Here is a 25,710-nt window from a genome sequence, read left to right on the forward strand (position 1 = left end):
CGGTCTCTGGGAAAAAAAGGGCTATGCGGTGGTGGCGGTGGCCGGCTGCTGCGCGGCCGACCAGGGCACTTCGGCCTCGGGCCGGCCCGTGGCGATGAACTGCGCCAGGTTGCGCAGCACGAGGTCGGCCATGGCGCGGCGGGTTTCATGCGTGCCGCTGGCGATGTGGGGCGCAAGCACCACGTTGTCCTGCGACAGCAGCTCGGCATGGGGGCGGGGCTCGTCCTCGAACACATCCAGGCCCGCGCCCGCGATGCGGCCCTGCTGCAGGGCCTGGACCAGTGCGGCCTCGTCGACCACGCTGCCGCGCGCCACGTTGACAAGAAAGCCCTGCGGGCCCAGAGCGTCCAGCACCTCGGCGTTGACCAGGTGCTGCGTGCCGTCGCCGCCTGCGGCCGTGATGACGAGGAAGTCGGCCCAGCGCGCCAGCTCCAGCAGCGAGGGCTGGTAGAGGTGGGGCGATCCCTCGACCGGGCGGCGGTTGTGATAGGCCACCTCCATGTCGAAGCCGGCCGCGCGGCGCGCCACGGTGGAGCCGATGCGGCCCATGCCGAAGATGCCCAGGCGCTTGCCGCTGGCACGCGTGCGGATGCCGAAGCGGCCCTGGCTCCAGTCGCCCCGGCGCACGAAGCGGTCGGACTCGCTCAGGCCACGCGCGGCGTCAAGCAGCAGTGCGAAGGCCATGTCGGCCACGCAGTCGTCCAGCACGCCGGGCGTGTAGCCCACGCGGGCTCCCTGGCGCAGCAGGGACTCGCGGTCCAGCGCGTCAAAGCCCACGCCGAAGCTGCTCACGAAGCGCAGCTGGGGCAGGGCCTGCACCACGCTCGCGGGCACGCCCATGGCGGCCGAGGTGACCAGGTATTCGAACTGCGCGCCGTGCTCGGCGAGAAAGCGCTCGCGGTCGGGCTGCTCGGACAGCAGCGTCACCTCATAGGCCTGGGCCAGCTCGGCATCGAGCTGGGGCAGCGGCATCTTGCCGAACTGGAGAACGCGTGGACGGGAGGTCGCCATGCCTTGGAATCCTTGGAACTTGCAGGGGCTGCAAGCCCCGGTGAAAAGGGCCTGCGGTGCGCAGGCCAGCGGGCAAAGGCCGGCGGGCAAAGGCCCCGGGGCCGGCCCGTTGTTTCCAGCTCAATCAGCGGTGATCTTTCTTGTCTGGATGAGCTGCCTCCAGCGCTCCGATTCCTGGGCCTGGTAGCGCGTGAATTCCTCGGGCGTGTTGCCCACGATCTCCAGGCCCTGCTCCACGAAGCGCTTGCGGATGTCGGGCTGCTGCACGGAGGCGATGGCGGCCTTGGCCAGCTTGGCCTTCACATCGGCGGGCAGGCCCTTGGGTGCGGCCAGGCCTTGCCAGGAATAGACCTCGGCGCCCTTGACGCCGGTCTCGGCCAGCGTGGGCACATCGGGCAGCACAGGCGAGCGCTGGCTGCCGGTCACGGCAATCGCATGCAGCTTGCCGCTGCGCAGATGGGGCAGCACGGCGTTGACGTTCTGGAACGAGAAGTCCACCTGGCCGCCGATCAGGTCGGTGATGGCCGGGGCGCCGCCCTTGTAGGGAACGTGCATGCCTTCGGTGCCGCTTTGCTGCCAGAACAGCTCGGCCGACAGATGGTCCGAGGAGCCGTTGCCCGAACTCGCGAAACTGATCTTGCCGGGGTTGGCCTTGAGCGCGGCGATGACCTCGGCCACGGTGCGGGCCTTCTGCGCGGGGCTGGCCACGAGCACGTTGGGCGCCTGCACGGGGATGGTGATGTAGTCGAAGTCCTTGCCTGCGTCATAGGGCACGTTCTTGACCAGGTGCGGCGTGACCACGAAGGGGCCCAGCGAGGCCACCAGCAGGGTGTAGCCATCGGCCGGTGCGCGCTTGACGGCGCCTGCGCCGATGGTGCCCGTGGCGCCTGGGCGGTTTTCCACCACGAAGGGCTTGCCCAGCTGCTCGCCCATGCTCAGGGCCATGGCGCGGGCCACGGTGTCGGTGGACCCTCCGGCCGGGAAGGGCACGATGATGTTGACGGCCTTGTCCGGGAAGCTGCCGGCCGCCTGCGCCGTGAGGGCCAGTGCGGCACCCAGCGCGATCAGAATCTTTTTCATGTTCTTGTCTCCTGGGGGGCGCAAGGGCCGGACTGGCCCCTGCGCCCGGTCTTGTGGCTTATTGGGGGCCGAGCTTGTCGATCAGGGCCTTGAGCTCTTCCAGCTCGGAGGGCTTGAGGTCCGTCAGCGGGGCGCGCACGGGGCCGGCGTCGTGGCCCACCAGTTTGGCGCCGGCCTTGATGATGCTCACGCCGTAGCCTTCGACGCGGTTGCGGATCTTCAGGTAGGGCATGAAGAATTCCTTGAGCAGCTTGTGCTGCGTGGCCATGTCGTCGGTGCGCACGGCTTCGTAGAACGCCATCGCCGTCCTGGGGATGAAGTTGAAGACGGCCGAGGAGTACACCGGCGTGCCCAGGGCCTTGTAGGCGGCCGCATAGACCTCGGCCGTGGGCAGGCCGCCCAGGTAGGCGAAGCGGTCGCCCATCGTCATGAAGATGGAGGACATGGTCTCGATGTTGCCCATGCCGTCCTTGAAGCCCACCAGGTTGGGGCAGCGCTCGGCCAGGATGGCCAGCGATTCGGGCGTGAAGCGGGTGCGGTCGCGGTTGTAGACGATGACGCCGAACTTCACGCTCTTGCAGACCTGCTCCACATGGGCGATCAGGCCTTCCTGGCCGGCTTCGGTCAGGTAGTGGGGCAGCAGCAGGACGCCGTGGGCGCCCAGGCGCTCGGCCTCCTGGGCGTGTGCGATGGCCGTGCGCGTGGGGCCGCCGGCGCCCGCGATGATGGGCACCTTGCCGCGGCAGGTGTCCACGGCGGTCTTGATGATCTGGCCGTATTCCTCGCCGTACAGCGAGAAGTACTCGCCCGTGCCGCCGGCCGCGAACAGCGCGCTGGCGCCGTAGGGGGCCAGCCATTCGAGGCGGGCCGCATAGCCCTTGGCATTGAAGTTGCCGTTGCTGTCGAAGTCCGTCACGGGGAAGGACAGCAGGCCGGAACTCATCACGTCTTTGAGGTCTTGGGGGGTCATGGTGCTCTCGGGAACAAGGGTGGGGAAGAAAGAAAAAGGGGTGGAATCAGTCGAGCTTCAAACCGGCTGTCTGAACCACTTTTTGCCAGCGCTGGCGTTCGGTGGCCAGGAAGCGCGCGGTCTCGGCGGGGTTCATGGTCACGACCTCGGCGCCCTGGCCCGTGAGGCGGGCGCGCACCTCGGGCGAGCGGATGGCGGTGATCAGGGCCTCATGCAGGCGCTGGACCACGGCCTCGGGCGTCTTGGCGGGAACGACCACGCCTTGCCAGGTGCCGGTCTCGAAGCCGGGCACGCCCTGCTCGGCGATGGTGGGCACGTTGGCGGCCAGCGGCATGCGCGTGCCCTTGGACAGGCCCAGCAGCTTGAGCTTGCCGCTTTGCACATGGGGGTAGGTGGCCAGCATGCCGTTCATCAGCACCTGGGTCTGGCCTGCCACCGTGTCCTGGATGGACTGCACGCCGCCCTTGTAGGGCACGTATTCCCAGCGGGCGCCCGTGGCGCGCGCCAGTTCCACGCCGGCCAGGTGCGGGGCGCTGCCCGTGGCGGTGACGGCAAAGCTCAGGTCTTCCTTCTTGGACAGGGCCACCAGCTCCTGCAGGTTGTTGGCCGGCACCGAGGGATGGACCACCAGCAGGTGGGGCGAGTAGGCCAGCATGGCGGTGCCGCGCAGGTCCCGGGACAGGTCGAAGGACAGCTTGGTGTAGAGCGAGGGCGAGATGGCCAGCGCACCCAGGTCGCACAGCATCAGCGTGTGGCCGTCGGGCTGGGCCTTGGCCACCATGTCGGCGCCCAGGTTGCCGTTGGCGCCAGGCTTGTTCTCGATGACCACGGGCTGCTTGAGTTCCGCCGACAGCAGCGGGCCGATGGCGCGCGCAATGATGTCCGAGCTGCCGCCCGGCGGGTAGGGCACCACCAGGCGCAGCGGCCGCGTGGGCCAGTTGCTCTGGGCCAGCGCGCCGGCGCCGGTGGCCACGAGGGCGGTGGCGCCAGCGGCGCGCAGGAATTGCTTTCGGCTCAGGGTCATGCTCTTGTCTCCGGGTTTTGTGTTGTCAGTTGTCGTACAACTGGAGTCAATTTTCAACCGAGACATGCATGCCGTGATAAAGGGTTTTCCCTTGGTTGTCTGAATTCCTGTGCCGGCGCCATCGGTCCCGCAGGGCGCGGGGCGGTCCAGGATGCCCAGAAGGCGTCAGAAGGCGTCAGGCGGCGCTGGTCTTTTGCGCCAGGCGCAGGCGTTCGCGGCTGTTGGTTAGGTGGATGCGCATGGCCGCGCGGGCCGAGTCGGCGTCCTGGCGCTCGATGGCGGCGAGGATTTCCTCATGCTCGCGGTTGACGCGGCGCAGGTAGTCGGGGTCGCGCTGGGGCTGGTGGATGGAGGCGATGCGCGTGCGCGGAATCAGCTGGGCGCCGAAGTGGCGCAGGATGTCGCCGAAGTAGCGGTTGCCCGTGGCCTCGGCGATCTGGGTGTGGAAGGCCAGGTCATGGGCCACCGTGTCCTCGCCGCGCGCAAAGGCGATCTCGAAGGCCTGCAGCGCCGTGCGTATGCCCTGCAGCTGCTCGGGGCTGCGGCGCAGCGCGGCCAGGCCGGCGCTTTCGGTCTCCAGGCTGATGCGCAGCTCCAGCACGGCCATCACGTCCACGGCGGCCGTCAGCTCGTCGGCATTGAGCATCAGCGTGGATGCGGGCTGGGCGGCGCGCACGAAGGTGCCTATGCCATGGCGCGTCTCCACCAGGCCCGAGGCCTGCAGGCGCGACAGCGCCTCGCGCACCACGGTGCGGCTGACTTCGTAGGTCTGCACCAGCGACGATTCCGTGGGCAGCTTCTCGCCTTCGGCCAGCAGGCCGTTGCGGATCTTGCTCGCGAACTCGTCGAACAGCAGGGCGGCCAGATTGCGGCCGCTGCGACCGGACTTTCCTCTCAGGGGAAGCTCGATCGTTGGGGGTGATGCGGGAAATCCCTTTGCCGAACTTTCCATGGTGCTGATCATAATCGCTCCAAGTTGTACGACAACGTATCACAAGACGTCAACGCTTTCGCAGATTTTTCCGATTTTCCGACCCCGTCCGCAGTCCAGATGAGCACCTCCCAAGCGACCCACGCGATCCGCCACGTCCGCATCACGCCCATTGCCTTCCGTGATCCGCCGCTGCTCAATGCGGCCGGCATCCACGAGCCCTGGGCGCTGCGCTCCATCATCGAGATCGAGACGGCCTCGGGCCTGGTCGGCATCAACGAAAGCTACGGCGACCAGCCCATGCTCGATGCGCTGGCCAAGGCCGCGCCCGCGCTGGTGGGGCTGTCGCCCTGGGCGCTCAACGAGATGGAGGCCCGCGTCGCGGCCCTGGTGGCGCCGCCTGCGCTGACGGCGTCGGAGTTCCTGGGCCAGCAGGTGTCGCTGGCGCCGGGCACGCATGTGTCCAAGACCGTGCCCAAGGTGGTCAGCGCCTTCGAGGTCGCCATGCTGGATCTGCAGGGCCAGATGGCCGGGGCGCCCATCGTGGACCTGCTGGGCGGGGCGGCGCGCGACAGCGTGCCGTTCTCGGCCTACCTGTTCTACAAGTACGCCGAGCACATCGACAGGCCCTATGGGCCAGATTCTTCGCCCGACGCCTGGGGCGAGGCCCTGGCGCCGCAGCAGCTGGTGGAGCAGGCGCGGCGCATGATTGCGCAGTACGGCTTCCAGAGCATCAAGCTCAAGGCCGGCGCGCTGCCGCCCGAGCAGGAAGCGGCCGGCATCCTGGCGCTGGCCGAGGCCTTTCCAGGCACGCCGCTGCGCATCGATCCCAATGGCAACTGGACGGTGGAGACCAGCCTGAAGATCGTGCAGCAGCTGCAGGGCGTGCTCGAGTACTACGAGGACCCGGCGCCCGGCCTGGACGGCATGGCGGCCGTGGCACGCGAGTGCGATGTGCCGCTGGCCACCAACATGGTGGTCACGGACTTTGCCGAGTTCCGCCGCAATGCCGAGATGGGCTGCCCCGTGAAGATCGTGCTCAGCGACCACCACTACTGGGGCGGGCTGCGCGCCACGCAGCGCCTGTCCACGCTGTGCCGCACCTTCGACCTGGGCCTGTCCATGCACAGCAATTCCCACCTGGGCGTGAGCCTGGTGGCCATGACGCACCTGTGCGCCAGCGTGCCCCTGCTGACCTATGCCTGCGATACGCACTACCCCTGGCAGGACGAGGAAGTGGTCGAGGGCGGCCGGCTGCAGTTCGAGCAGGGCAGCCTGCGCGTGCCCACGGCGCCCGGCCTGGGTGTGCGGCTGGACCGCGAGGCCCTGGCCCGCCTGCACGACAACTACCTGCACTGCGGCATCCGCAACCGCGACGACCTGGGGCAGATGCGCAAGTACGACCCCGCGTTCACCGGCCACCAGCCGCGCTTCTGAACCCGCTTTCACACCATTCCAACGACAAGCCCTTCCCGGAGACAAGCACCATGCAACGCCGCACACTCATCCAACATTCCCTCGCCAGCGCCCTGCTGCTGGGCACGGCCCTGGCCGCCATGCCGGCCGCAGCGCAGGGCAACTGGCCCACGGGCAAGCCCATCACCTACCTGGTGCCGTTCCCGCCCGGCGGCAATACCGATACGCTGGCGCGCGTGATCGCCCAGCCGCTGAGCAAGGCCCTGGGCACGCCCGTGGTGATCGAGAACAAGGGCGGCGCGGGCGGCAGCGTGGGCTCGGCCATTGCGGCGCGCGCCCCGGCCGATGGCTACACCATCCTGGGCGGCACCATCAGCTCGCACGCCATCAATGTGAGCCTGTACGCCAAGCTGGACTACGACCCGGTCAAGTCCTTCACGCCGGTGGCCATGCTGGGCTCGGGCCCGCTGGTGCTGGTGGTGCCGGCCTCCAGCCCCTACAGGACGCTGGCCGACGTGCTGGCCGCCAGCAAGGCCAAGGCAGCGGCGGGCGGCCTGACCTCGGCCTCGCCGGGCAGCGGCACCTCCAACCACATGGCGCTGGAGCTGCTGGGCTACCAGACGGGCGTGAAGTTCACCCATGTGCCCTACAAGGGCAGCGGCCCGGCCGTGCAGGACGTGATCGGCGGCCAGGTGGACATGATGTTCGACACCGCCCTGGTCGTCGGCCCCCATGTGCAGGCCGGCAAGCTGCGCCCCATCGCCGTGACCAGCTCCAAGCGCCTGGAATCCCTGCCCGATGTGCCCACCATTGCCGAGGCCGGCGAGAAGGGCTTCGACATGGGATCGTGGCAGGCCGTGTTCGCGCCCGCAGGCACGCCGGGCCCCATCGTGGAGCGGCTGCATGCGGAGATCATGAAGATCGTCGCCACGCCCGAGGTGCAGGCGCGCCTGAAGAACTTCGGCATGCTGCCTTCGCAGATGACACCGGCCGAGCTGGGCGAGTTCCAGAAGGCCGAGGTGGTCAAGTGGGGGAAGGTGATCAAGGCTGCTGGAATAAAAGCAGAGTGACCCCCTGAGGCGCTTCGCGCCTTCCCCCTTCTCGCTTCGCGGAGGGGGACGACACCCTCGCTGCGGGGCGGCGCGGCCGGCGTAGGCCCTTGCTTGGTGTCCCTCGCCTTGGGCCGCGCCGGTTGCGTGGGCTGTGCCAGCTGCTTTACTGCTGTAGTGCCAGCCCTTTAGAAAATTGAGACATTGCCATGAGTACCCCACTTCCTCTTTCCATCCGCATGCATCCGGCCGACAACGTGGCCATCGTGGCCAATGACGGGGGGTTGCCTGCGGGCACGGTGATGCCCGGGGGGCTGGTGCTGGTCGACAAGGTGCCGCAGGCGCACAAGGTGGCGCTGGTGGACATTGCCGAGGGCGGCGAGGTGCGCCGCTACAACGTGGTGATCGGCTATGCGCTGCAGGCCATTGCCGCGGGCAGCTGGGTGCATGAGCGGCTGCTGCGCATGCCGGGGGCGCTGTCTCTTGAGGGGTTGCCGATCGCCACGGTGCAGCCGCCCGAGCTGCCGCCGCTGACGGGCTACACCTTCGAGGGCTACCGCAATGCCGATGGCACGGTGGGCACGCGCAACATCCTGGCCATCACCACCACGGTGCAGTGCGTGGCCGGGGTGCTGGATTTCGCGGTGGGCCGCATCAAGGCCGAGCTGCTGCCGCGCTATCCGAATGTGGACGATGTGGTGGGCCTGGAGCACAGCTATGGCTGCGGCGTGGCCATCGATGCCGTGGGCGCCGAGATTCCGCAGCGCACGCTGCGCAACATCAGCCACAACCCGAATTTCGGCGGCGAGGTGATGGTGGTGAGCCTGGGCTGCGAGAAGCTGCAGCCCGAGCGGCTGCTGCCGCCGGGGTCCTTCCCCATCGTCGATGAGCGCGAGCCCGCGCTGGACGTGGTCTGCCTGCAGGACGAGGCGCATGTGGGCTTCATGTCCATGGTGGACTCCATCATGGGCCGCGCCAGGGTGCATCTGGAGCGGCTGAACGCGCGCCGGCGCGAGACCGTGCCGGCCAGCGCCCTGGTGGTGGGCGTGCAGTGCGGCGGCAGCGATGCGTTCAGCGGAGTCACGGCCAATCCGGCCGTGGGCTTTTGCACCGATTTGCTGGTGCGCGCAGGCGCCACCGTGATGTTCAGCGAGGTGACCGAGGTGCGCGACGGCATCGACCAGCTCACCTCGCGCGCCTCCAGCCCCGAGGTGGCCCAGGCCATGATCGAGGAGATGGCCTGGTACGACGCCTACCTGGACAAGGGCCGCGTGGACCGCAGCGCCAACACCACGCCGGGCAACAAGAAGGGCGGCCTGTCCAACATCGTCGAGAAGGCCATGGGCTCCATCATCAAGAGCGGTACGGCGCCCATCACCGGCGTGCTGTCGCCGGGCCAGCGTCTGGCCGACCGGGGCATCCAAAGCGGCCTGGTCTATGCAGCCACGCCGGCCAGCGACTTCATCTGCGGCACGCTGCAGCTGGCCGCCGGCATGAACCTGCATGTGTTCACCACGGGCCGGGGCACGCCCTACGGCCTGGCCCAGGTGCCCGTGATCAAGGTGGCCACGCGCAGCGACCTGGCGCGGCGCTGGCATGACCTGATGGACGTGAACGCGGGCCGCATTGCCGAGGGCCAGGCCAGCATCGAGGACGTGGGCTGGGAGATGTTCCGCCTGATGCTGGACGTGGCCAGCGGCCGCAGGAAGACCTGGGCCGAGCAGTGGAAGCTGCACAACGCCCTGGTGCTGTTCAATCCAGCGCCCGTGACCTGAGCCGCGCGCACAGGCCCCTGTCGGCACAGGCTGACAGGGCGCCGGTGCGCCGCTGCGCACAATGGGGGCCATGCCCTCAGATACCCCGGAAACTCCCCCCGCCTCGTCCTGGTCCGCACGCCTGGACCGGCTGCTGGAACTGAACCCGCTGCGCGCCATGTGGAACGCCGTGCAGCTGTGGCTGGACGCCGATGGCCTGCGCATGAGCGCCGCCATGTCCTTCTACGGCATCCTGAGCCTGGCGCCGCTGCTGCTGCTGCTGGTCGGCGTGCTGGGCTGGTGGGTGGACCGCAGCTATGTGGAGCACCAGCTCATCGACCAGGTGCAGGACGTAATCGGCGAGCGCGGCGCCCAGGTGGTGCGCGGCGCGCTGGAAAGCGCCCAGCGGCCCGACGAGGGGCGGCTGGCTTCGCTGTTCGGCTTCATCCTGCTGATGTCGGGCGCCACCGGTGTCTTCGTGGAGCTGCAGTCCGCGCTGGAAAGGCTCTGGACCTCCAACGGCGAGCCGCCGCCGCCCAAGGCCGTGTGGTGGCGCATGGCCGCGCTGCGGCTGCGCGGCCTGACCTATGTGCTGGCGCTGGGCTTCTTGCTGCTGGTGTCCATGGCCCTGTCCACGGCCATCCAGCTGATCACCAACTGGGCCGGCACCAAGCTGCAGATGCAGCCGCTGGGGCCGCTGGTCAGCCTGATCAACGAGTGCGTGTCCTTCGGCATCACCGTGCTGCTCTTTGTGGGGCTGATGCGCATAGGCGGCGGCCCCAAGCCCCGGCTGCGCTATCTGATCTTCGGTGCCATCATCGGCGCCCTGCTGTTCACGCTGGGCAAGCAGGCCCTGGCCTGGTACCTGGCCACGGCGGCCGTGGTCTCGGCCTATGGCGCGGCGGGCTCGCTGGTGGTGCTGCTGATGTGGATCTACTTTTCCTCGGCCATCCTGCTGCTGTCGGCCGCCACGGCCAAGGCCTTCAGCGATGCCGGCGTGCGCTTCACCCACCCCATCCGCTGGGCGCCGCCCGCCGAGGCGGCCAGCGCCGGGGACACTCCGGGCGGCACGGGCTGAGTTCCCGCATTTCGACGAAGATGAACGCCTGCGCCGCGGCCCGCAAAGCCGCGGCGCAGGCGTTTGGGCAATGGAACAATGCAGCAAAGTCCCCTGGCACCAAGGCCGGGGGCCAAGGACAAGATGGACCGATTGCAGACCATGCGGGTATTCCAGACCGTGGCCGACGAGGCCGGGTTTTCGGCGGCGGCGCGGCGCCTGGACATGTCCGTGCCCACGGTCACGCGCCTGGTGGCCGACCTGGAGCAGCACCTGGGCACGCGGCTGCTGCAGCGCACCACGCGAAGCGTCTCGCTGACCGAGGCTGGCGAGGCCTACCTGGAGCGCGTGCGCGGCATCCTGGCCGATGTGGAGGATGCCTTCAGCCTGGCCCAGGCGCACACGCTGGAGCTGTCTGGCGCCGTGCGCGTGCTCACGCCGCCCGTGTTCGCCGAGCATGTGCTGGCGCCGCTGGTGGCGGACTTCCACCGCCTGCATCCGCGCATCTGCATCGAGGTCTTCGTGGAGTCGGCCAGCGAGGCGGCCGTGGGCGAATACGACATCACCTTCGTCAATGCCGAGGAGGGCTACGACGGCAACGTGGTGGCCCGGCCCATCGTCACCACCTGCGGCCTGGCCTGCGCCGCGCCCGAGTACCTGGACGCCCATGGCGTGCCTGTCGTGCCCGAGGACCTGGCCGGCCACCAGTGCCTGCTGCGCCGGCGCATCCAGGGCCGCTCCGACATGCTGCGCATGCGCCGGCTCGACGGCAACGCGGGCGAGGTCGAGGTGGCCGTGCGCCCCGTGCTGGTGGCCAACCACACGGGCACGCTGCTGCGCGCCACGCTGGACGGCGCGGGCATCAGCACCCAGCCGCTGGACCTGATCGCGCGCCACCTGCGCTCGGGCCGGCTGCGCCATGTGCTGCCCGAATGGACCACGGGCCGATTCACGCTCTACGCCACCCTGCCCACGCGCAAGTTCATGCCGGCGCGCGTGCGCAGCTTCCTGGACTTCGTGGCCGAGCACACGCAGCGCTCCATGCAGGGCCTGCCCGAAAACCTGCCGGCGCTGTCCATCTAGCGTTCCCCGCTCCTGCCGGCCTGCGCCTGTCATCTAGGTTACTGCCGCAGCGGTTTGCGCCTCGGGGTTTCCCAGGTGAATTCCGCTGTGCGGAATCTTCGGGTTGATGGTGCACGGCACCGCCTCCTAAGCTGGTTCACAGCAAACAAGGAGGCAAGGCAATGCGAGAACAGACCCTGGTCCGGTGGCGGCCACCGGCGGCGGCAGGCGGGAGGCGGTGATGGACGTCTTCCTGCAGCAAGTGCTCAACGGACTGACCCTGGGCGGCATCTATGGCCTCGTGGCCCTGGGCCTGACCCTGGTCTACGGCATCCTGCACGTGCCCAACTTCGCGCACGGGGGCTTCTACATGATCGGCGCCTTCGTGGCCTTCCAGGCCATGGTGGCCTGGAGCTGGGGCTACTGGGCGGCCATGCTGGTGGCGGCGGTGGCGGTGGCGGTGCTGGGCATCGTCAGCGAGCGGCTGATCTTCCATCCGCTGCGCAAGGCCTCTCCCCTGCATCCCAAGATCGCCTCCATCGGCCTGCTGCTGTTTCTGGAAGCGGGCGCCCAGGCGCTGTGGGGCGCGGACTTCCAGCGCATGCCCACGCCCTATACCTCCATCGTCGAGATGGGCGGCATCACGGCGCCTGCGCAGCGCCTGCTGATCATAGTCGCGGCCTTTGCGCTGATGGTGGCGCTGCACCTGTTCCTGACGCGCACCACCACGGGCTCGACCATCATCGCCATGGCCCAGAACCGCGAGGGCGCATCGATGGTGGGCATCGATGCCAACCGCGTGTCCATGCTGACCTTTGCCATCTCGGGCGTGCTCGCGGCCGTGGCGGCCACGCTGTATGCGCCCATCAACCTGGTCTATCCGGCCATGGGCCACCTGGTCATCACCAAGGCCTTCGTGATCATCATCCTGGGCGGCATGGGCAGCATCCCGGGCGCCGTGCTGGGCGGGCTGATCATCGGCTTTGCCGAGAGCTTCGGCGCCTACTACATCTCCACCGACTACAAGGACATCATCGCCTTCGTGCTGCTGGTGGTGATCCTGTCGCTGCGCCCGCAGGGCCTGTTCGCCAAGAGGAGTCATTGAATGAACGGATTCATCGACTCCCGCGTTGCCTGGGGCCTGCTGCTGGCCGCCGGCATCGCCTTCCCCTGGCTGGCGGGCAACGACTACCACCTCACGGTGATGAGCACGGCCTACATCTTCGCCATCGCCACGCTGGGCCTGAACCTGATCACGGGCTACACGGGCCAGCTCAATCTGGCGCATGCGGGCTTCATGGCCGCGGGCGCCTATACCGTGGGCATCCTTACGGTGGACCATGGCTGGCCGTTCTGGGGCGGGCTGGTGATGTCGGGCGTGGTGTGCGCGGTGCTGGGCTACCTGATCGGCATCGTCTCGCTGCGGCTCAAGGGCCACTACTTCTCCATCTTCACGCTGTGCGTGGGCTACATCATGTTCCTCGTCATCGAGAAGTGGGAGGGCCTGACCCACGGCACGGTGGGCATCATGGGCATCCCCGCGCCCGAGGCCCTGGGTGCGCTGAGCTTCGAGTCGCCGCTGGCGCTGTACTACCTGGTGCTGGCCTTCCTCGTGGCCTCGGTCTGGGTGATGCGGCGCATCGTCCGGTCGCTGCTGGGCCGCACCTTCGTGGCCATCCGCAACAGCGACGAGCTGGCCGAGGCCCTGGGCATCAACCTCATGCGCAACAAGGTGCTGGCCTTCATGCTGAGCGTGGTCTACGCGGGCGTGGCCGGCGGCCTGTATGCGGGCTTCGTGCGCTTCATCGGTCCCGACATGGCGGGCGTGCACCACACCTTCGACATGATGATCTTCGCCATGGTCGGCGGCATGGGCACGGTGCTGGGGCCGCTGCTGGGCGCCATTGGCATGCCCTGGATCACGCAGTACCTGCAGTTCCTGCAGGAGTACCGCTTCATCGTCTTCGGCCCCATTCTCGTGATGCTGGTGATCTTCATGCCCTACGGCGTGGTGGGCAGCGTCACCGCCTGGCGCGCGCGCCGCAATGCCAAGGAGGGCAAGCCGCATGCTCAAGATTGACCACCTGACCAAGCGGTTCGGCGGACTGGCCGCCGTGAGCGATGTCAGCACCGTGATCGAGGAAGGCCGCATCAACGCCATCATCGGCCCTAACGGCGCCGGCAAGACCACGTTCTTCAACCTGATCAGCTGCGTGCACAAGCCCACCTCGGGCACCATCACCTTCAACGGCCAGGACGTGACCTCGCTGCGCACCGACCAGGTGGCGAAACTGGGCGTGGCGCGCACCTTCCAGACCACGGCGCTGTTCGACCGCGCCACGGTGCTGGACAACCTCATCGTGGGCCACCGGCTGCGCACGCGCTCAGGGCTATGGGATGTGCTGCGCGGCTCCAGCCGCCTGCGCGAGGAAGAGCGCGTGTGCCGCGAAAAGGCGCGCGACGCGCTGGACTTCGTGGGCCTGTCGCACGTGGCCGGCCGCATCGCGGGCGACATCACGCAGGAGGAGCGCAAGCGCGTGGCCTTCGCGCTGGCCCTGGCCACCGACCCCAAGCTGATGCTGCTCGACGAGCCCGCCGGCGGCGTCAACCCCGAGGAGACCGAGGGCCTGGCCGAGCTGATCCGCAAGCTGGTGCGCCACGGCATCACGGTGGCGCTGATCGAGCACAAGATGGGCATGATCATGAGCCTGGCCGACAAGATCCTGGTGCTCAGCTACGGCGAGAAGATCGCCGAGGGCACGCCCGAGGAGATACGCCGCAACCCCGCCGTCATCGATGCCTACCTGGGGAGCGAGCATGCTGAAGTTTGAGAACGTGTCGCTGCGCTACGGCAGCTTCCTGGCGCTGGACGGCGTGAGCCTGCATGCCGACCGGGGCGAGCTGGTGGTGCTGCTGGGCGCCAACGGCGCAGGCAAGAGTTCGCTGTTCCTCACGGCCAGCGGCATCCACAAGGCCGCGGGCGGCTCCATCGTCTGGAACGGGCAGGAGCTGGCCGGGCGCAAGCCTTCGGCCATCGTGCAGTCCGGCGTGGTTCAGTGCCCCGAAGGGCGCAAGCTGTTTCCCCAGATGTCGGTGCTGCGCAACCTGCAGCTGGGCGCCTATGTGCACCGCCGCGACCCCGGTCCCAGCCAGAAGACGCTGCAGGAGGTGATGGAGCTGTTTCCCATCCTGCGCGAGAAGCAGCACGACCCGGCCGGCTCGCTGTCGGGCGGCCAGCAGCAGATGGTGGCCATCGGCCGCGCCATGATGGGCCGGCCCCAGGCCCTGCTGCTGGACGAGCCCTCGCTGGGCCTGGCGCCCCTGGTCATCAAGCAGATGTTCGAGGCCATACAGCGCATCAACGCGGCCGGCACCACCGTGCTGCTGGCCGAGCAGAACGCCTATGCGGCGCTGAAGATCGCGCACCGCGCCTATGTGATGGAAAGCGGCCGCATCGTGCGCGAGGGCAGGCCCGCCGAATTGCTGGCCGACGACTCCATCCGCAAGGCCTACATCGGCGCATGACGCCGCCTCTTGCCTCTACCCAAGCCACCACCACCAACGATCCAAGGAGACAGACATGACAGCATTCGCACCATTGACCCGCCGCAGGGTGGGCACGCTGGCCCTGGCCTGCGCCGCCGTGGCCGCCGCCGGCCCTGCGCTGGCCCAGGAAGTCGTCAAGATCGGCTACTCCGGCCCGCTGTCGGGCGGCGCTGCCCAGTACGGCAAGAACGTGCTCGACGGCATGCAGATGGCCGTCTCCGAGATCAATGCCGCAGCGCCCGAGATCGGTGGCAAGAAGGTCAAGATCGAGATCGTTCCGCTGGACGACAAGTACAACCCGTCCGAGACCGCGATCAACGCCCAGCGCCTGGTGCAGCAGCACAAGACGGCGGCCATCCTGGTGCCGCATTCGGGCGGCATCTTCGCGCTGCAGACCACCAACGAGCGCAGCAACTTCATCGTGCTGGCCTACAGCTCGGTGCCGCAGATCACCAACCGGGGCAACAAGCTGACCCTGCGCATCCCGCCCGAGTTCACCTCGTACATCGACCCGTTCTCCAAGTACGTGATGGGCCGCTTCGGCAAGAAGGTGGCCCTGGTGGGCGCCGACCACGACTACGCCAAGGCCTGGGTCGCCGCCTTCAAGCCCGGCTGGGAAAAGCTGGGCGGCACCGTGGTGGCCGAGAACGCCATGAGCTACAACCGCGCCACCGATTTCTACAGCGGCGTGAGCAAGGCCCTGGCCGAAAAGCCCGATGTGCTCTTCGTGGGCGGAGCCTCCGAGCCCACGGCCCTGGTCGTCAAGCAGGCGCGCGAGCTGGGCTTCAAGGGCGGCTTCGTGGTCATGGACCAGGCCAAGCTCGACGAAATGGCCCGCGTGGTCGGGGGCTATGCGCCGCTGGAAGGCGCCATCGGCGTCATGCCCGTCTCCGAGGACACCAAGCCCGAGAACAAGGCCTTCGTCGAACGCTTCGGCAAGGTCTACCCGGGCCGCATCCCGGGCTCGGAGGCGCAGTGGAACTACACAGCCGTGCACGCCACCGTCAAGGCCATGCAGCTGGCCGGCTCGGCCTCGGACACCAAGGCCATCCACGCCAAGCTCGACGAGGCCTACAAATCCCTGCGCCCCGACGTGAACCCCGGCGGCGTCAAGGGCGTGGATGAGCGCGGCGGCACGTTGACCACGGAGCGCGGCGCCGCTGTGCGCGACGGCAAGATCGAGGCGGTGATGACGGTGGCGAACAAGTAGAGCGCCGCTCAGTTTTTCGACCGAAAGCGCCTGGTGCCAGCTTGATCTGGCCCAGGCGCTTTCTTGTGGACTCAGTGGCCCAGTACTTACGTTTGACGTTACTGACGCGATGCGTTATTATTTGCTTCCATGACGATCCAGTCATTCAAGTGCCCCGACACCGAGCAACTGTTCCAGCAGAGGCAGGTGCGTCGGTGGAGCAGCATTGAAGTGGTTGCGCTGCGCAAGCTTCGGATGCTGCATGCCGCTCATGTGCTTCAGGACTTGAGGGTCCCGCCCGGAAACCGGCCGGAGGCGCTGCACGGAGATCGCAAGGGGCAGCACAGCATCCGCATCAATGACCAGTGGCGCGTGTGCTTTGTGTAGACCCATGAAGGCCCGAGTCAGCTGGAGATCGTCGATTACCACTGAAGCGAAAGCGTTGATCCTGGATCTGGCGCAGGAGTGCTGACCATGAACAAACCTTTGAACCTCCCCACGCCAGGCGAAATCCTGGCCACTGAATTCCTGGAGCCCATGGGCCTGACGCAATACCGCCTGGCCCAGGCCATCCATGTCCCGCAGACACGCATCGCGGCCATCGTCAAGAACGGCCGCTCCATCACGGCGGATACGGCGCTGCGCCTGGCGCGCTTCTTTGGCACGTCCGTGGAGTTCTGGATGAATCTGCAAAGCCAGTACGACGCCGATATCGCGCGCGAGGCCATAGGCGACGACCTGGAGTCCATCGAGCCCTTTGCTCTGCAGGCTTGAAGAAGACATGCTGAGTCGCTGCGCAGCGGCTCACGTAAGAAAGGCCCCTGCACCGCGGTACAGGGGCCTTTCTCATTGCAGGGCTGCGTTGTTTACAACAAGCTCGCTCCACCATCCAGCACCAACGCCTGCCCCGTCATGTGCCGAGACGCATCGGACGCCAGGTAGACCACGGCGCCCTTGAGGTCCTCCTCGCCGCCGATGCGTCGCAGCGGGGCGCGGGCGATGAGCTGGTCGCCGAGTTTGTCGATGAGGCCGTTGGCCAGCTTGCTGGGGAAAAAGCCCGGGCAGATGGAGTTGACGCGGATGCCGTAGTGGCCCCATTCCGAGGCCAGGGTGCGCGCCAGATGCACGGCGGCCGCCTTGGAGGTGTTGTAGGCCACGGTGTTCATGCCGGGCGGCGTGCCCTTGAAGGCGGCGACCGAGGCCGTGATGATCACGTTGCCCCGGCCCTTGGGGATCATCACGCGCCTGGCCACTTCGCGGGTGAGGAAGAAGGGCGCGGAGACGTTGAGGTTCATGACCTTGTTCCAGGCCTCGTCCGGGTATTCCTCGGCCTTGGCGCCCCAGGTGGCGCCCGCGTTGTTGACGAGGATGTCGATGTCGCCGCAGCGCGCCAGCACGTCCTCGACCAGGGCGGGGATGGTGTCGAACTTCTGCAGGTCGTTGGTGAAGGTCTCGACCTGGTAGCCCAGGCCCTGCAGGTGGGCCTTGGCCTCGGCCAGCTCGTCGGACTTGCGCGCCGTGATGGCGAGCCGGGCGCCCATCTCGCCCAGCGCCTCGGCCATCTGCAGGCCCAGGCCGCGCGAGCCTCCGGTGATCAGGGCGGTCTTGCCCGTGAGGTCGAACAATGCTTTCACGCTCATGCTGTATGTCTCCTGGCTTGGGTTTCTGGTGGTTGAGCAACACCTGCATGCTAGGGCGCCGGCACCGTGCACGCTGTCGTCTTGGCTACTTTGCCGTGCTGAGCGGTACCGCGCGGGCACCTGCGGGACAGGCGTTCAGGCCCTGTCGATGTCCTGCTGCAGCCGCCGCACCATGCGCTGCAGCGCGGGCACGCCGTCCTGGCGCAGCGCGTCGGCCGTGACGAAGCGCGAGGGCCCGCCCAGGCTGACGGCCATCAGCGGCAGGCCGCGCCCCGGCGAGAAGGCCAGGGCGATGGCGTTGACCTCGGGCTGCCAGTCGCCGAACGAACGCGACAGCCAGGGCTGGGGCTGGTTGCCTGCCTCCGGCCACAGCGGCAGCTGGGCCTGTGCGGCGGCCCATTGCTCGGGCGCGTGAGACTGCAGATAGTCCAGCGCGCGCTGGCGCTCGGACGCGGGGCTGGCGGCCAGCCAGGCACGGCCCACGGCCGTGGTGGCCAGGGGAATGCGCGAGCCCATGTCCAGGTCGCGGTGCATGAAGCGCGCGCTGGGGCAGTGCTCGATGTAGACCATGTTGTGCCGGTCGCGCGTGGCCAGGGCCACCTCGGCATCGGTGGCGGCCGCCAGCTTGCGCATCAGCGGGCGCGCGATCTGGCGCACGTCCAGGCGCGAGAGCATGGCGCTGCCCAGCGCCAGCGTGGCCGTGCCCAGGCGGTATTTGCCCTCTTCGGGCACATGGATGAGGTAACCCAGCGTGGTCAGCGTGTGCGTCAGGCGCGAGACCGTGGACTTGGGCAGTCCGCAGCGCCTGGCGATGTCCTGGTTGCCCAGCAGCTTCTCGCCGGAGCGAAAGCACGACAGCACGTCCAGCCCGCGCGCCAGTGCGACGATGAAGTTGCGGTCTTCGTCGCCTGGCGGGGCTGAAGGAAGGGAAGAGGGCGGCATGCGCCGATTATCGGCAGCCGCCCCGCCACGGGGTGTCGTGGGCTTTACTTCTCGACGAAGGCGCGCTCGACCACGAAGTCGCCGGGCGTGGTGGTGTTGCCTTCCTTGAAGCCGCGGTGCTCCAGCAGCTCCTTGAGTTCGTTCAGCATGGCGGGGCTGCCGCACAGCATGACGCGGTCGGTCTCGGGGTTGAGCTCGGGCAGGCCGATGTTCTGCGGGAAGGTTCCGGCCGTGATCTGGTTGGAGATGCGGCCCTGGTTGCGGAAGGGCTCGCGCGTCACCGTGGGGTAGTAGATGAGCTTGTCCTTGACGATCTCGCCGAGGAACTCGTGCTCGGGCAGTTCCTTCTCGAACAGCTCCTGGTAGGCCAGCTCGTTGGCATGGCGCACGCCGTGCACCACGACCACCTTCTCGTAGCGCTCGTAGGTCTCGGGGTCGCGCGCCACGGCCAGCCAGGGGGCCAGGCCCGTGCCGGTGCCGATCAGGTACAGGTTCTTGCCGGGCAGCAGGTAGTCGATCAGCAGCGTGCCCGTGGGCTTCTTGCCGACGATGATGGTGTCGCCCACCTTGATGTTCTGCAGGCGCGAGGTCAGCGGGCCGTCGGGCACCTTGATGGACAGGAACTCCAGGTGCTCCTCGTAATTGGGGCTGGCAATGGAGTAGGCGCGCAGCAGGTTCTTGCCGTCGACCTTCAGGCCGATCATCGTGAAATGGCCGTTGGAAAAGCGCAGCGCAGTGTCACGGGTGGTGGTGAAGGAGAAAAGGCGGTCGGTCCAGTGGTGGACGGACAGCACGCGTTCTTCAAGAAAAGCACTCATGTTGGCAATACGGTGAATTCGGGGCGGACAGTGCCCGCCGGGACGTTGCAATGAGAGGTCAGTGCCATTCAGGCACGCGGTGGCGGGAAGCACAGGGGGCAGGCGCGGTGTGCGCGTTGCCGCTGCTTCGTGGCGGCCGGTGACCGGGGCAAGGTCGCTATTGTCCGGTAAATGGCGTCAAAAGGGGCAGGCGCGAACCTTTGTCTTGATACGGATTAGTGATAAGCAAAATGACGCTGGCCGAGTCCGGCGGGCCATCGCCTATTGCTTTTCGGGCAGGCCAGCGTCGAGTGTCCAGGGCTGTATGGCCTGTGCCAGCCAGTCCATGAGCACGCGCACGCGGCGTGGCAATTGGCGGCGGTGGGCATAGATCAGGTGCAAGGGCATGGGCGGGGGCGGATGGCGGGGCAACACCTCGATCAGCTCCCCGGCATCCAGCAGCGGCTGCACGGCCAGGCGCGGGACCTGGATCAGGCCCAGGCCGGCCTGGCAGGCCGAGAGATAGGCCTCGGCGTTGTTCACGGTGAGCGCGCCCGCCATGGGCAGGCTGAGTGCCTGGCCGTCCTCTTCGTACTCGAAGCCCAGCGGCCGCGCGCCCAGCGTGCGCTGGTAATGCACCAGCCGGTGTCCGCACAGGTCGGCCAGCGTGGCCGGCAGGCCCTGGGCCTGCGCATAGCCGGGGCTGGCGCAGGTGACAAGCGCCAGCCGGCCCAGCGGGCGGGCGACCAGCCCGGGCTCGTCCACGGGCCCCAGGCGCAGCACGCAGTCGAAGCCTTCGCGCACCAGGTCCACGCGGCGCTCGGTGCAGCTCAGCTCCAGCTCCAGCGCCGGATGGCTTTGCAGCAGTTGCGGCAGCAAGGGCATGACGACGTGGCGCGCCAGGCCGGTGGTCATGTCCAGCCGCACCTTGCCCTGCAGCGGCGCGTCGCCGGCCTGCTGGAACTGGCCCTGGAACTCGTCCACGTCGGCCAGCAGGTCCTGGCAGCGCTCGTAGCAGGCCTGGCCGTCCTGGGTGAGCTGCACGCGCCGCGTGGTCCGGTGCAGCAGCCGCGTGCCCAGCCGCGCCTCCAGTTGCTGCACGGCCTGGGAGACGCTGGCCTTGGGCAGGCCCATGCTGTCGGCCGCACGCGTGAAGCTGGCCATCTCGGCCACGCGGCTGAAGATCTGCATCTGCTCCAGAAGCTTGATTGTTTGCATGGGGCGAACAAATAAATCAGAAACAGCCAATTTATCCAGAAAACAGCCTTCAATACAGTCGCCGTCATTGCAACCCACTGCCGAGGTCCGTCATGACAGCGTCTCTTTCGAACACTTCTCCTTCGACCGCTTCTTCCATTGCAAACTGCCGCATTGTCCTCGTCACGGGCGGCAGCCGCGGCCTGGGCCGCAACACGGCCGAGCACCTGGCGCGCCAGGGCCTGGACGTGTTGCTGACTTACCGCGAGCGTGCCGACCAGGCCCAGGCCGCCGTGGCCGCCATCGAGGCGCTGGGCGGGCGAGCCGCCGCCCTGCAGCTGGACGTGGCGCGCAGCGCGGGCTTTGCGGACTTTGCGGCCCGCGTGCGCAGGGCCCTGGCCGAGACCTGGCAGGCCGACCGCCTCGATGCGCTGGTGCACAACGCCGGCATCGGCATCAACGCGCCATTCGCCACCACCACCGAGGCGCAGTTCGACGAGCTGGTCGCCATCCACTTGAAGGCGCCGTTCTTCCTGAGCCAGCACCTGCTGCCCCTGCTGCGCGACGGCGGCAGCATCATCCACCTGTCCAGCGGGCTCACGCGCTTCACCCAGCCCGGTTATGCGGCCTATGCATCCATGAAGGGCGGGGTGGAGGTGCTGACGCGCTACCTGGCGCGCGAGCTGGGGGCGCGCGGCATTCGCGTCAACACGGTGGCGCCGGGGGCGATTGCCACGGATTTTGGCGGCGGCCGTGTGCGCGACGATGCGCAGGTAGGCGCGGCCCTGGCCAGCCAGACGGCACTGGGCCGCGTGGGCCAGCCCGACGACATCGGCCCCGTGATGGCCGCCCTGCTGCAGCCCGGCATGGGCTGGGTGCAGGGTCAGCGCATCGAGGCCTCGGGCGGCATGTTTCTCTGAAGGCGCCAGGAGGGGCGTCAGCGCAGCCGCTCGCGCGCCACCATGGACAGCAGCACGATGGCGGCGGCTGCGCTGATGTGGCCGAACCAGGCCACCAGCCCCAGCGACCAGGGCTCCACCTGCAGCGCCGCCCACAGCGACAGCGCCAGCAGCACCCAGCCGGCCGCGCGCAGGCGCCGTGTGCGGGCGGGTGGCAGTTCCTTGCCGAACAGGTCGCTCTGGTGGCGGTCCATGGCCAGGGCCAGGCAGGCGAAGGCGCCCAGGGCCAGCAGCTGACAGAACAGATGGGCCATGCTCATGCGCTGGTCTCCGCTGCGGCGGCCGCTGCCGTGGCGGCCACAGCCGTGGCGGCCACAGCCGTGGCGGCTGCTGTAGTGGCGGCTGACTTGGGCGCGGGCCGGGCGGCGCGCACCGGTTTGGCCTTGGGCTGGTGGCGCTGGGTGCGCAGGGCCAGATGGGCATGCAGTGCGGCCAGGGCCAGCAGCATGAGGTCCATGCCCGCGAATACCCAGTCGCCCGCGCGCAGGCTGGCCAAGAGGCCGCGATCCGTGGTCAGCGCGTTGACCACGGGCAGCAGGGCCAGGGCGGCGGCGCCAGCCCACAGCAACTCGATCCAGGCCCGCTTGGCGGGCCGGCCCATCGCCCAGAACAGGGTGGCACCCCAGGCGATGAACATGGCGTGCACCTCCCACTCGGCGCGCTGCGCCATCTCCACCGGCAGCAGGCGGTTGGCCCAGAGCATGCCGGCCATGCCGATGGACAGGCCGGCGATGGTGGCGATGTTCAGCCGTTCCACGAGCCGGAAGCCGAAATGCGGCCTTTCCGGGTCGGGCAGCTTGCTGCGCCGCTTCACGTTCCACAGCACCAGTCCTGTTCCCACCATGGCCGTGCCCGCAAGGCTGACGATGAAGTACAGCCAGCGCGTGGGCAGGTCGCCGAAGCGGCCCATGTGCAGCGCATAGAGCACGCCGCGCGTCTCGGCGGCGGCGCCCACGCTGTCCTGGGCCTTGAGCAGTTGGCCGCTGACGCCGTCGAACGTCATGAACTGCGGGCTGATGGAGACGCGGCCGTTGTCGCCGCGCACCACGACCACGCTGGCCTTGGCATCGCCGGGCAGGTTGACGTTCAGGCGCTCCACCTGGCCCGCGCCCCAGCGCTGCTCGGCCTGGAGCACCATGTCGGCCAGCGGTGCCAGGGGCGCGGCCTGCCCCGAGGGCTTGCCTGCCGGAACGAAGGCGCTGAGCTGCTGGCCTGCCACCACGCGCTGCTCGGGCGTCATGGTGGTGGCCAGGCTGGCCCAGGGCATGTACATCAGGGCCAGCGTCACCAGGCCGGTGTACGTGATCATCAGGTGAAAGGGCAGGCCCAGCACGGACAGCGCGTTGTGCGCGTCCAGCCAGGAGCGCTGGCCCTTGCCCCAGCGGAAGGTGAAGAAGTCGGCAAAGATCTTCTTGTGCGTGATCACCCCGCTGACGATGGCCACCAGCATGAACATGGCGCACAGCCCCGCCAGATAGCGGCCCCAGAGCACGGGCATGTAGTGGAACTGGAAGTGGAAGCGGTAGAAGAACTCGCCGCCGCGCGTCTCGCGCACCGGGCCTTCGAGGCGCGTGCCGGTGGCCGGGTCGAAGCGGCCGTTCTCGAAGCGGCGCCTGGCGCCCTTTTCCGTCTGCGGCGGGCTCCAGAACACCGTGGCCACCGTGCTGCGCGCATCGGGCAGGTTGATCAGCCATTGCGGGCTTTGCGGCGCCACATGCGCCATGGCGTCGCCGATCCGCTGGGCCACGAGCGCGGGCTCGCTCGCCTGGCTCTGGTGCGGCTGCTCGGGCTGCATCCACTGCGTGATCTCGTTCCTGAAATAGCTCACCGTGCCCGTGAGGAACATGGCGTAGAGGAACCAGCCCAGCAGCAGGCCGACCCAGGTGTGCAGGTCGGACATGGTCTGGCGGATGCCGGGTGCCTTGGCGGCTTTCCCGGGCTTGGCAGACTTGCCGGCCGTGTTCGTGGTGTCCGTGGTGTTCGTGGTGTTCGTGTTCATGCGCCCAGCCCCTTGCCCCAGGTCCACCACGCGGCAGGCGCCAGCACCAGGGCGGCGACCAGCAGGCCGGCCCAGGCGCGCGTGGCGCTGCGCACGGCAAACACCCAGATCACCGCGCCCGCGTAGACGGCAAAGCTCAGCAAGGTGCCCGAGATCGCCGCCTGCGTGCGGTCTGCGGGCAGGGCCAGCACGGCCACGCTGGCCAGCGCCGCCACGGCGTAGCCGCCAAACAGCGCAGCGAGGATGCGGGAGATCAGCGGCCCGTAGTCACGGAACCAGTCATGGGTGCGGGCAAGAGTGGGAGATGGCATGGCACGGGGCCTGGAAAGGCTCGAAAAACACCGGCAGAGGAGGCGGCAGTGGCGCGGATGTTATTTGAGAATAAGTCCCATTACAAGCGGTGCAGTCAAGTGCGCCGCCACATCCAGCGCCGCCACATCCAGCGCTGCTGCGTGCCAAGCGCCCCGGCGCTCAGCCCGCCGGCTGGCGCATGCGGGCCTGAAGGTTCTCGAAGATCTGGCGTGTCACGGGGCTGATCACATGGCTGCGGATGTACAGGCGGTAGACCAGGTCCGGCAGCGGCGGCATGCCGTCGCCCGCACCCAGCACGCGCAGGCCCGGGTCCAGTTGCTCCACGCCGCGCGCCGTCACGCCCAGGCCCGCGCGCAGGGCCGCGCGTATGCCCACCAGGCTGGTGCAGGTGTGGCGCGGTGTCCAGGCGATGCCTGCCGCATCCAGCGCGTCGCAGCCCAGGCGGCGGAAGATGCTGGGCCCGTCGGCCATGACCAGGGGCACGGGCTTGCCCGGGTCATGGGCATAGCCCGCGCCGCACAGCCAGACCGTGGGTGTGGAGCGCAGGGCAAAGCCCTCGAAGCCGTCGTCCTCGCGGTTGGAGATGGCCAGGTCCAGCTCGCCCTGCTTGAGCGACTCCATCAGGAACGGGCTGCGCCCCACATGGATGTCGATCTGCATGCCCGGAAAGTTCAGCGCGATCTCCTGCAGCACGGGCGGCAGCATGTTGTCGGCCGCGTCGTGGGGTGCGCCAATGCGCACCAGGCCCTGCACCTGGCGGTGCTGCAGGTTGCGCAGCGCCTCGTCGTGGATGGCCAGCATGTGGCGCGCATAGCCCAGCAGGCGCTGGCCGTGGTCGGTGAGGCGTTTTTGCCGGCCCTGCTTCTCGAACAGCGCGTGGCCGATCTTCTCCTCCAGCCGCTGCATCTGCTGGGTGATGGCCGATTGCGTGCGCCCCATCTGCACGGCGGCGGCGGCAAAGCTGTCGTGGCTGGCAATGGCGGCCAGGGTGCGCAGCAGGTCCAGGTCAAGCGTCTCCATACTTCAATTTTATTGAAGTATTTGTTGAGGGTGCGTGGATTGTTGCGGGCCGGACGCCTCACTACAGTGGGCTTCAACGACGACAAGGAGTCCCCTTTGAACACCACCACCACCACCATCACCGAACAGCGCAGCGCCGCCGTGACAGCGGCCATCGACCACATGAAGCAGGCCATTGGCGAAGGCGCTGCCACGCGCGCCAGCCTGGACGCCGTGCTCCAGCAGCTGCTGGGCCTGGCCGCGCGCCGAGACTTCTGGCAGCAGGCCGACTACGCCGCGCCCGAAGAGGGCGAGCACCAGGCGCGCTACCTGATCGCCGAGGACGCCGACCAGAGCTATGCGCTGTACCTCAACGTCATGCGCCCGGGCAAGCGCATCGTGCCGCACAACCACACGACCTGGGCCTGCATTGCCGCCGTGGAAGGCACGGAGCACAACCGCGTCTACGAGCGCACCGACGACGGCTCCGTCCCCGGCAAGGCCACGCTGCGTGAGACGGATCTCGTGGTGGTGGCGCCAGGCCAGGGCATCGCCCTCATGCCCGAGGACATCCACTCCGTGGAGATCCAGGGCGAGCAGGTCATCCGCCACCTGCACATGTACGGCCGCGCGCTGGAGACGCTCAACGAGCGCACCAGCTACGACCTGGCCGCCGGCACCTGCCAGACCATGGCCATCGGCGTGCAGACGCGCCGCTGAGCCCCGGCCTTCCGGCCGCTACCTCCCGCTTCCTGCCTTTTCCCTGTCCATGCCGC

27 protein-coding genes are annotated in these 25,710 nt (G+C 68.3%); 14 read left to right on the forward strand and 13 right to left on the reverse strand.

What is annotated here, in order from left to right; all coding sequences use genetic code 11:
- Positions 1-21 precede the first annotated feature (21 nt).
- From GRX31_RS01540 to GRX31_RS01560, 5 genes are all read right to left on the reverse strand, one after another.
- The gene (locus GRX31_RS01540; protein WP_046239993.1) at positions 22-1,011 is read right to left on the reverse strand and encodes a 2-hydroxyacid dehydrogenase; all 990 of its coding nucleotides are present in this window, start codon (positions 1,009-1,011) and stop codon (positions 22-24) included.
- A gap of 120 nt (positions 1,012-1,131) precedes the next feature.
- Positions 1,132-2,091: a Bug family tripartite tricarboxylate transporter substrate binding protein gene (locus tag GRX31_RS01545; RefSeq protein ID WP_016448683.1), complete on the reverse strand. Its 960-nt coding sequence runs from the start codon at positions 2,089-2,091 to the stop codon at positions 1,132-1,134.
- A gap of 58 nt (positions 2,092-2,149) precedes the next feature.
- Entirely contained in the window at positions 2,150-3,061 is a 912-nt protein-coding gene (gene kdgD, locus GRX31_RS01550; protein WP_016448682.1) for a 5-dehydro-4-deoxyglucarate dehydratase, read from the reverse strand.
- A gap of 46 nt (positions 3,062-3,107) precedes the next feature.
- Positions 3,108-4,085 carry a Bug family tripartite tricarboxylate transporter substrate binding protein gene (locus tag GRX31_RS01555; protein WP_026062356.1) on the reverse strand — a complete coding sequence of 326 codons (978 nt, stop codon included), beginning with the start codon at positions 4,083-4,085 and terminating at the stop codon, positions 3,108-3,110.
- 175 nt (positions 4,086-4,260) lie between these two features.
- Complete coding sequence (locus tag GRX31_RS01560) at positions 4,261-5,049, reverse strand: FadR/GntR family transcriptional regulator (protein WP_034366548.1); 789 nt, start codon at positions 5,047-5,049, stop codon at positions 4,261-4,263.
- Between the two features lie 87 nt (positions 5,050-5,136).
- Here GRX31_RS01560 and GRX31_RS01565 point away from each other — a divergent pair, with 87 nt between their 5' ends.
- The 12 genes from GRX31_RS01565 to GRX31_RS01620 all read left to right on the forward strand — a co-directional run bounded on the left by GRX31_RS01565 (position 5,137) and on the right by GRX31_RS01620 (position 16,863).
- Complete coding sequence (locus GRX31_RS01565) at positions 5,137-6,453, forward strand: glucarate dehydratase family protein (protein ID WP_160851192.1); 1,317 nt, start codon at positions 5,137-5,139, stop codon at positions 6,451-6,453.
- A gap of 50 nt (positions 6,454-6,503) precedes the next feature.
- Positions 6,504-7,502, forward strand: coding sequence for a Bug family tripartite tricarboxylate transporter substrate binding protein (locus GRX31_RS01570; RefSeq protein ID WP_017405277.1), 999 nt, complete (start codon positions 6,504-6,506; stop codon positions 7,500-7,502).
- Positions 7,503-7,690: 188 nt separating this feature from the next.
- Positions 7,691-9,256 (forward strand): galactarate dehydratase, encoded by a 1,566-nt coding sequence (gene garD / locus GRX31_RS01575; protein WP_043792259.1) that lies wholly within the window; start codon positions 7,691-7,693, stop codon positions 9,254-9,256.
- A 70-nt stretch (positions 9,257-9,326) separates the two neighbouring features.
- Positions 9,327-10,313 (forward strand): YihY/virulence factor BrkB family protein, encoded by a 987-nt coding sequence (locus GRX31_RS01580; protein WP_034366599.1) that lies wholly within the window; start codon positions 9,327-9,329, stop codon positions 10,311-10,313.
- Positions 10,314-10,436: 123 nt separating this feature from the next.
- Positions 10,437-11,375 (forward strand): LysR family transcriptional regulator, encoded by a 939-nt coding sequence (locus GRX31_RS01585; protein WP_016448675.1) that lies wholly within the window; start codon positions 10,437-10,439, stop codon positions 11,373-11,375.
- Between the two features lie 220 nt (positions 11,376-11,595).
- Positions 11,596-12,459, forward strand: coding sequence for a branched-chain amino acid ABC transporter permease (locus GRX31_RS01590; RefSeq protein ID WP_016448674.1), 864 nt, complete (start codon positions 11,596-11,598; stop codon positions 12,457-12,459).
- Positions 12,460-13,434 carry a branched-chain amino acid ABC transporter permease gene (locus GRX31_RS01595; RefSeq protein ID WP_017405281.1) on the forward strand — a complete coding sequence of 325 codons (975 nt, stop codon included), beginning with the start codon at positions 12,460-12,462 and terminating at the stop codon, positions 13,432-13,434.
- Positions 13,421-14,185, forward strand: coding sequence for an ABC transporter ATP-binding protein (locus GRX31_RS01600; protein ID WP_016452146.1), 765 nt, complete (start codon positions 13,421-13,423; stop codon positions 14,183-14,185). Before GRX31_RS01595 ends, GRX31_RS01600 begins: the two co-directional genes overlap by 14 nt.
- Positions 14,172-14,879 (forward strand): ABC transporter ATP-binding protein, encoded by a 708-nt coding sequence (locus GRX31_RS01605; protein ID WP_016448672.1) that lies wholly within the window; start codon positions 14,172-14,174, stop codon positions 14,877-14,879. Before GRX31_RS01600 ends, GRX31_RS01605 begins: the two co-directional genes overlap by 14 nt.
- Positions 14,880-14,934: 55 nt before the next feature.
- Positions 14,935-16,110: an ABC transporter substrate-binding protein gene (locus GRX31_RS01610; protein WP_013800139.1), complete on the forward strand. Its 1,176-nt coding sequence runs from the start codon at positions 14,935-14,937 to the stop codon at positions 16,108-16,110.
- A gap of 129 nt (positions 16,111-16,239) precedes the next feature.
- The gene (locus tag GRX31_RS01615) at positions 16,240-16,476 is read left to right on the forward strand and encodes a type II toxin-antitoxin system RelE/ParE family toxin (protein WP_160851194.1); all 237 of its coding nucleotides are present in this window, start codon (positions 16,240-16,242) and stop codon (positions 16,474-16,476) included.
- 87 nt (positions 16,477-16,563) lie between these two features.
- Positions 16,564-16,863, forward strand: a complete 300-nt coding sequence (locus GRX31_RS01620; RefSeq protein ID WP_013800141.1) for a HigA family addiction module antitoxin — start codon at positions 16,564-16,566, stop codon at positions 16,861-16,863.
- A 92-nt stretch (positions 16,864-16,955) separates the two neighbouring features.
- Here the strand turns inward: GRX31_RS01620 and GRX31_RS01625 are convergent, their stop codons facing one another.
- From GRX31_RS01625 to GRX31_RS01640, 4 genes are all read right to left on the reverse strand, one after another.
- Complete coding sequence (locus GRX31_RS01625; RefSeq protein ID WP_016448669.1) at positions 16,956-17,729, reverse strand: SDR family oxidoreductase; 774 nt, start codon at positions 17,727-17,729, stop codon at positions 16,956-16,958.
- A gap of 135 nt (positions 17,730-17,864) precedes the next feature.
- On the reverse strand, positions 17,865-18,671 hold the full coding sequence (locus GRX31_RS01630; protein ID WP_016448668.1) for an IclR family transcriptional regulator: 807 nt from the start codon (positions 18,669-18,671) through the stop codon (positions 17,865-17,867).
- Between the two features lie 44 nt (positions 18,672-18,715).
- On the reverse strand, positions 18,716-19,489 hold the full coding sequence (locus GRX31_RS01635) for a ferredoxin--NADP reductase (protein ID WP_016448667.1): 774 nt from the start codon (positions 19,487-19,489) through the stop codon (positions 18,716-18,718).
- A gap of 261 nt (positions 19,490-19,750) precedes the next feature.
- Positions 19,751-20,686, reverse strand: a complete 936-nt coding sequence (locus tag GRX31_RS01640; protein WP_160851196.1) for a LysR family transcriptional regulator — start codon at positions 20,684-20,686, stop codon at positions 19,751-19,753.
- A gap of 92 nt (positions 20,687-20,778) precedes the next feature.
- Here GRX31_RS01640 and GRX31_RS01645 point away from each other — a divergent pair, with 92 nt between their 5' ends.
- A complete protein-coding gene (locus GRX31_RS01645; RefSeq protein WP_160851198.1) occupies positions 20,779-21,585 on the forward strand; it encodes an SDR family NAD(P)-dependent oxidoreductase in 807 nt (268 codons plus the stop codon).
- 17 nt (positions 21,586-21,602) lie between these two features.
- Here the strand turns inward: GRX31_RS01645 and GRX31_RS01650 are convergent, their stop codons facing one another.
- The 4 genes from GRX31_RS01650 to GRX31_RS01665 all read right to left on the reverse strand — a co-directional run bounded on the left by GRX31_RS01650 (position 21,603) and on the right by GRX31_RS01665 (position 24,955).
- Positions 21,603-21,884, reverse strand: coding sequence for a DUF3325 domain-containing protein (locus GRX31_RS01650; protein WP_016452140.1), 282 nt, complete (start codon positions 21,882-21,884; stop codon positions 21,603-21,605).
- Positions 21,881-23,623: a PepSY-associated TM helix domain-containing protein gene (locus tag GRX31_RS01655; RefSeq protein ID WP_160851201.1), complete on the reverse strand. Its 1,743-nt coding sequence runs from the start codon at positions 23,621-23,623 to the stop codon at positions 21,881-21,883. The genes GRX31_RS01650 and GRX31_RS01655 overlap by 4 nt, the downstream gene beginning before the upstream one ends.
- Complete coding sequence (locus tag GRX31_RS01660; protein WP_160851204.1) at positions 23,620-23,934, reverse strand: DUF3649 domain-containing protein; 315 nt, start codon at positions 23,932-23,934, stop codon at positions 23,620-23,622. The genes GRX31_RS01655 and GRX31_RS01660 overlap by 4 nt, the downstream gene beginning before the upstream one ends.
- 160 nt (positions 23,935-24,094) lie before the next feature.
- On the reverse strand, positions 24,095-24,955 hold the full coding sequence (locus tag GRX31_RS01665; protein WP_160851206.1) for a LysR substrate-binding domain-containing protein: 861 nt from the start codon (positions 24,953-24,955) through the stop codon (positions 24,095-24,097).
- A 162-nt stretch (positions 24,956-25,117) separates the two neighbouring features.
- On the opposite strand from GRX31_RS01665, the gene GRX31_RS01670 reads away from it, so the two are divergent.
- Positions 25,118-25,654: a cysteine dioxygenase family protein gene (locus GRX31_RS01670; RefSeq protein WP_046986944.1), complete on the forward strand. Its 537-nt coding sequence runs from the start codon at positions 25,118-25,120 to the stop codon at positions 25,652-25,654.
- The last annotated feature ends 56 nt before the right edge of the window (positions 25,655-25,710 follow it).

The sequence above is a fragment of the Delftia sp. CH05 genome, assembly GCF_009827015.1.
Taxonomy (GTDB): Bacteria; Pseudomonadota; Gammaproteobacteria; order Burkholderiales; family Burkholderiaceae_C; genus Comamonas; species Comamonas tsuruhatensis.